The 2,250-nt window shown below is 32.2% G+C and carries 2 protein-coding genes; both read right to left on the reverse strand.

From position 1 onward, the window contains the following. Positions 1-448 precede the first annotated feature (448 nt). A complete protein-coding gene (locus F6K13_RS29405; protein ID WP_124144483.1) occupies positions 449-1,027 on the reverse strand; it encodes a hypothetical protein in 579 nt (192 codons plus the stop codon). 642 nt (positions 1,028-1,669) lie between these two features. After that, the gene (locus tag F6K13_RS29410) at positions 1,670-2,092 is read right to left on the reverse strand and encodes a hypothetical protein (protein ID WP_124144484.1); all 423 of its coding nucleotides are present in this window, start codon (positions 2,090-2,092) and stop codon (positions 1,670-1,672) included. Positions 2,093-2,250: the final 158 nt, after the last annotated feature.

Consider the following 2,250-nt stretch of genomic DNA (forward strand, 5'->3'; position numbering starts at 1 on the left):
ATTCAGCTAGTTTGCCATCGCTTTTATTAGTTGTCGCTTCATCAAATTTATTTGACTTGACAATCAATATAGGATATGTACTAAATTGATTACTAAGTTTATTTTCAAATAGTACTATTTTTTATGTGAAGTCCGGAATAATAATTGTCCCCAGATGAGGTAAAATAGAGTTTAATATCAAATCTATTAAACAAGCCTAAACTTACCTCCTAATTTTTCCCTCTATCCAAGACTCTATTATAAATTACATATTGATTAGTCCTGTTAGAGATGAAGAGTTAACAACTGTTGACTAAAATCTGTAAAAAGTTATGGACATCATCTTGAGAATTGCCCTGGAGAAACGACTTGAGCTCCAACGGCCTCAATTACACTAAAATGAATAATGCCACTAATCTTAATATAGTGGCATTACAGACCTAATTATAGAGTTTTTTATGGGCTAAAATTACCACAGTCCTCTTACAGGAGGAGGTTGTGGGACAGGTCTTGTAATAGGAGGGGGTGGCTGAAGTGGTGGAAACTCTAAGGAAGGAGGACCCTGGAAATTGTATGTTGGTAACTGAACTTCTACCCGTTCATAGTTATAATCTGGGATGACTTTAAAAAAGTCTATACAACCACAAGGGTCTTCAGGATCGTCATTCTTTTTGCCCACAATTGCATAAACCCGCATTCCAGGTACTAGACCTGCTATTTCCATCGTATGTCTAGGAGAAAAAAATAGAGTTCGTAGTTGACCACGTTCCTCTTCAGGAATTGTGACATAAGTGGGTTCACCATCATTAGGTGCAATGCCAGGAATGCCTAATTCTGCTTCTTCATCTACTAGAATTGTGACTACATTACCGATAATACCTTTAACATAACCGACAATCTCCATTTGATTTGCTCCCCCTGCTCTAGTTCTTTCCCTTTGGGCAACTTTCTCATTTTCAGGAGCAGCGATCGCCGGATAAATTGTTCCAAATGTAATTAATATTGACAAGCAACCACTTGCCAAATTTGTATATTTTGGAAGACGCATGACTACCTCACCAAATTTTGTCTAAGTGTCTAAGTTAAAATCTGTTTTCACGGGTTTAACTGGACAGTGATTAATTGATTGCTTATTTTTATAACAACCTCGTCAAGAGGATACCACCAACGCTTATTTTTGGCAAGTAAGCTTACTTTATATGTAGTGTAGAATTTTTTCTGTTATTGCAATTGAGATTAACAGGCAAACTATTTGTATTACTTTCATTGAAAATATCTAGATATAGCCTCTGTTTCATTTACCAGAAAATAGGTTTATTAATTTGCAAATTAATCTTAATCTTGCCTTGAAGCAATATAACAACCCTAGATTTTGGTTCTAATATTTTAGTATGGGTAATATAGTCATCAAGTTCTTAATTATAAAAGACTTAGAGATAAATTTTTTATTGATCAGGATTTCAGATTTCCTTTTTCTATAAACTATGAATCTATATATTATATCTTTATATCTAGAATATCTATAAAAAAATTACTAACAATATAGCAACCATATTGTGATTTTCATATTTTAGTTCGACTCAGCCAATATATTTTTGGGGAACTACTATCGATAGTACTTCTATTCATAATTAATTTGCAGTATTTTTGTGATTAATTGTCATACAACTTTACTCCAAAATATTAGTAATTACTGATTAGCATTTTCTCCTGATTTAATTTTTTTTTCTTCAGGCATATATTCTTCAATATTAATAGATGCTATTCCCTTAGATTCGACCAACTCAAACATTGACCCTAATTGTACCCAGATCAACAAGGCAGTTGGAAACACGACTATTGCACCTATGACAATAGATAACCATTCAACAATATTAAAGATAGAAAGACTAGCTGATACAGATAAAAAGATAAATAAAGTCATGCTCAAATAAGCAGTAATAAGATTAGGTGTTTGATAACCTATTTGCTTTTGAGAGACTTTGTTTTTCAGCCATAGTGTTAATTTATACTCCAACATATCTTTAAAAATAATTCCCAAGACAATAGAGAAAAATAATGTTAACTGAATGACTGTGTAGACAGGAAAATCAAAAAAAGTATTACTGTACATTTTGTTTAACCACAAATATTAACATTTGTAAATCATATCATATTTGTAGTGAGAAAGAAGACACAAAAAAATTTTTAGCAAAGAATTAAAGATATAGCAGAAGCAAGAAGCAAGAAGCAAGAAGGAAAAATATTGCTTTGTCTGAGTTTTAAGATGTC

The sequence above is a fragment of the Okeania sp. SIO2B9 genome (genome assembly GCF_010672505.1).
Taxonomy (GTDB): domain Bacteria; phylum Cyanobacteriota; class Cyanobacteriia; order Cyanobacteriales; family Microcoleaceae; genus Okeania; species Okeania hirsuta.